Raw genomic sequence first — 3,175 nt, 5'->3', positions numbered from 1 at the left:
GGACGGTGCGACGACCGCGTCCGGGACCCACATCGCCCGTTCGACGTCGGCCGAGAGGCCCGGGACCGCCCCGCGGGCACTCTCGCCGTCGAGCGTTTCGGTCGGGATCCCGATGTCCTCGCAGGCGTCGCGTTTCGCCTCGAAGTAGGCCGGATCGTCGTCGGCCAGTTGCACGAACAGTCCCCGCGTCTCTCGGAGACACTCGCCGGCGATATCCCGGAGGATGCGGTTCTCCTCGAGACACGCTCGAGCCTCCGGCCCGTCGGCCTCGGCGTAGCGAGCGCCGCTGTGGAGCAGGCCGTGTGACCGCCCCGAGGTGCCCGACGACAGTCCACCCCGCTCGGCGAGCGCGACGTCGACGCCCCGAAGCGCGAGGTCTCTGGCGATTCCCGTTCCGGTCGCACCGCCGCCGATGACGAGAACGTCCGTTCGATTGTCCATATCCGAACGACGCGCCCCGAACGGACGTACCTTTCACTGTTCGACGGACAGCGGACTCGGTTGCGACGACCCAGACGCGGTCGAAAAGCGGACGACAGCGGGCCGATATCGAGGCCGACCCGTGGTTGCTCGAGCCGTCTGCCGACTCGAGGCGTCGACGCTGGTGCTACGGGCTGTAATCGGGCGACTGAGCCTCGATCGTGTCCGCGACGTTCTCGAGTTCCTCGCCGATCGTCGCGACCAGGTCGTCCAGCGTCGCGACGCCTGCCAGTTCGCCGTCGTCGTCGACGATCGGGAATCGGCGGACGTTGTTGTCCCGGATCGCCTCCGAGATCGTGACCGGATCGTCGTTCTCGTGGACCGTCACCGGTTTTTCGGTCATTACCTCGTCGACCGATACCGACCCGACATCGTCGTACTCGTGGATCGCGAGCGCCGCATCGCGGTCGGTGATCATCCCGATCGGTTCGTCGTTTTCGGTGACGACGATCGAACCGACGTTCTCCTCCTCGAGTGTCTCCGCGATCTCCTCGAGTTCGCTGTCTGGACTCGTCGTAACGACGTCTTGGGGACCGAGTTTGCCAACGGACATGATTCGGTTCAAACGACTCCCCGACTGGTATTCAAACGAGCCCCTTCACACGAAACCGTCGGCGGAAGATCCGGAACCGACGACATCAGATCCGCACCTAACGGGGTTATACCGTCCTCGAAACCCGGACGCCGAAACGGTCCGCTCACCGATATCCCAGTACTCGAAGCTTCTCCGTCACCTCCGCCTCGTCCATTCGCGCGGACTCGATCGGCGATTCCGCGACGATCCGTCGGCGATCGTCCGCGTCGACGACGTGCCACGGCACTCGTCGTAACTGCTCCGCCGCCAGGTACTCGAAGTGGCCGTACTTTCGGCTCGTGAAGGGGAGCAGCCGCTCGCCGAGCAGTTCGCCGTGATCGGCCGAGACGACGGACCTCCCGTCCAGTTCTCGAATCAATCGGTCGACGAACGGGAGTACGATCTCGAGGTTCTCCACGTACGCGCGGCGCAGGTCCGCGATATCGATCTCGAACTCGTCGCTCTCGATTATCTCGTACAGTTGGACGTTCAACGCGCCGAAGCGGTCGCCTCGACCGCCGCGCGAATGCGACGAGAGATCGCTCTCGGCGTCGATCCGCTGGTAGATCTCGAGGCCGGTCTCACCGATGAGCGGGACGTGGGGCTGGAGGAAGTGGACGATCAACCGCTTGTTCGGGTGTTTCTCGTGGGCCTCGAGCGCTCGCTCGACGACCGTTTCCGGATCAATCGCGTAACTGTCTTCCAGCAGCTCGGGATTCAGGACGTCGCTCGCGTCGACGGCCGACGACTCCGCGACCGGTTCCGGCGCGACCGGATAGATCGCGTGAAACACGTTGTCTCCGATATCTGCCGTGAAGGCGTTCCCGCTCACGTAGACGGTGTCGTGGTGGGTCTTCCCCGCGAAGTTCGCGTCGATCCACCCCGGGCTGCTCGAGCCGGCAGACAGCCGGGACTCGAGGGTCCCGTCAATGTGATTCCGCGCGGCGAAGACGTCGTATCGGCAGGCGTCGAGGACGATGAGCGTGTCCCAGTCTTCGGCCATGATATCGATGCCGCTCCCGTGACGAAGTTCGAAGACGTTCCGGTGGGCCGACCAGAGGTACTTGCAGAGTTCCGTCCAGACGAGGTCCGGGTTCCGGATCCCCCGTCGAACGCTCTGTAGCGAGTATTTTGTGAACGGCATTCCTCCCGTAGAACGTATCTGGGGAGTCTCAAATAACGTCGGGGTGGTCGGCTAACGGCGAGAATATTCGCGGGAGCTCGGAACCAGCGCGGGCGGGCGCTGTTATCTGGCTTCGCCCGCTGATTTCGTCTTCCGTTCGAATTTCTCGCGGACCTTCTCGACTTTCGGGGCCGCGTGCATCGTGCAGTAGGCGTCGTTGGGATTCTTCTCGAAGTAGTCCTGATGTTTCTCCTCGGCGCGGTAGAACGTCTCGAGCGACTCGAGTTCGGTCACCACGTCATCGTCGTACTCCTCGTCGAGCGCCTCGATGTAGGCCTCGGCCTGTCTCCGCTGGTCCTCGTCGTGAGACAGCACGATAGAGCGGTACTGGGTTCCGACGTCGGGCCCCTGTCTGTTCAGCTGCGTCGGATCGTGGGTGGCGAAGAACACCTCGAGCAGTTCGTCGTATCCGATTACGTCGGGATCGTACGCCACCTGCACGACCTCCGCGTGGCCGGTGTTTCCGGAGCAGACCTCGCGGTAAGACGGATCCTCGACGTGCCCGCCGGCGTATCCGGATGTGACCGACTCGACGCCCTCGAGTTCCTTCATCGCCGCCTCCGTACACCAGAAGCAACCGCCGCCGAACGTGGCTCGTTCCATACCTTCCGGTAGGGTGCGAGCGAGGAAAGGTGTGACGGGGGCCGTGGTCGCGGGCAGCGTTCGATCGCTCCGGCCGTGCGAAACGATATGCCGGTGGCAGTCGAACGCCGCGGTATGTCCTGGGACACAGTCCGACTCGAGTGGGACGGAGACGTTGCAACACTGACCGTCGACCGCCCCGACGCGCTCAACGCGTTGAACGTCGAAACGCTCGAAGCGATGGGCGAGGCGATCGCGACGGCCGCGGACGAGGACGCGCGCGTTCTCGTCCTGACGGGTGCCGGCGACGCGTTCATCGCCGGCGCGGACATCACGTACATGCGCGATCTCCCCAC

Annotated in this window: 5 protein-coding genes; 1 reads left to right on the top strand and 4 read right to left on the bottom strand. The window is 64.3% G+C overall.

Annotated elements, in window-relative coordinates:
• From PGX04_RS07360 to msrA, 4 genes are all read right to left on the bottom strand, one after another.
• The coding region (locus PGX04_RS07360; protein WP_273737915.1) for an FAD-dependent oxidoreductase at positions 1 to 441 on the bottom strand (441 nt) is incomplete at its 3' end.
• Between the two features lie 166 nt (positions 442 to 607).
• A complete protein-coding gene (locus PGX04_RS07355; RefSeq protein WP_273737914.1) occupies positions 608 to 1,033 on the bottom strand; it encodes a CBS domain-containing protein in 426 nt (141 codons plus the stop codon).
• Between the two features lie 145 nt (positions 1,034 to 1,178).
• Positions 1,179 to 2,198 carry a hypothetical protein gene (locus tag PGX04_RS07350; RefSeq protein WP_273737913.1) on the bottom strand — a complete coding sequence of 340 codons (1,020 nt, stop codon included), beginning with the start codon at positions 2,196 to 2,198 and terminating at the stop codon, positions 1,179 to 1,181.
• A 102-nt stretch (positions 2,199 to 2,300) separates the two neighbouring features.
• Positions 2,301 to 2,840, bottom strand: coding sequence for a peptide-methionine (S)-S-oxide reductase MsrA (gene msrA / locus PGX04_RS07345; protein ID WP_273737912.1), 540 nt, complete (start codon positions 2,838 to 2,840; stop codon positions 2,301 to 2,303).
• Between the two features lie 114 nt (positions 2,841 to 2,954).
• Here msrA and PGX04_RS07340 point away from each other — a divergent pair.
• The coding region (locus tag PGX04_RS07340; RefSeq protein ID WP_273737911.1) for an enoyl-CoA hydratase/isomerase family protein at positions 2,955 to 3,175 on the top strand (221 nt) is incomplete at its 3' end.

The sequence above is a fragment of the Natrinema soli genome (assembly GCF_028618695.1).
This window is presented reverse-complemented; position numbering and strand designations above follow the sequence as displayed.

Bases quoted from the DNA above. Each gene is read 5' to 3' on its own strand.
- PGX04_RS07355 (WP_273737914.1), bottom strand. From the start codon at position 1,033: ATGTCCGTTGGCAAACTCGGTCCCCAAGACGTCGTTACGACGAGTCCA.
- PGX04_RS07350 (WP_273737913.1), bottom strand. From the start codon at position 2,198: ATGCCGTTCACAAAATACTCGCTACAGAGCGTTCGACGGGGGATCCGG.
- msrA (WP_273737912.1), bottom strand. From the start codon at position 2,840: ATGGAACGAGCCACGTTCGGCGGCGGTTGCTTCTGGTGTACGGAGGCG.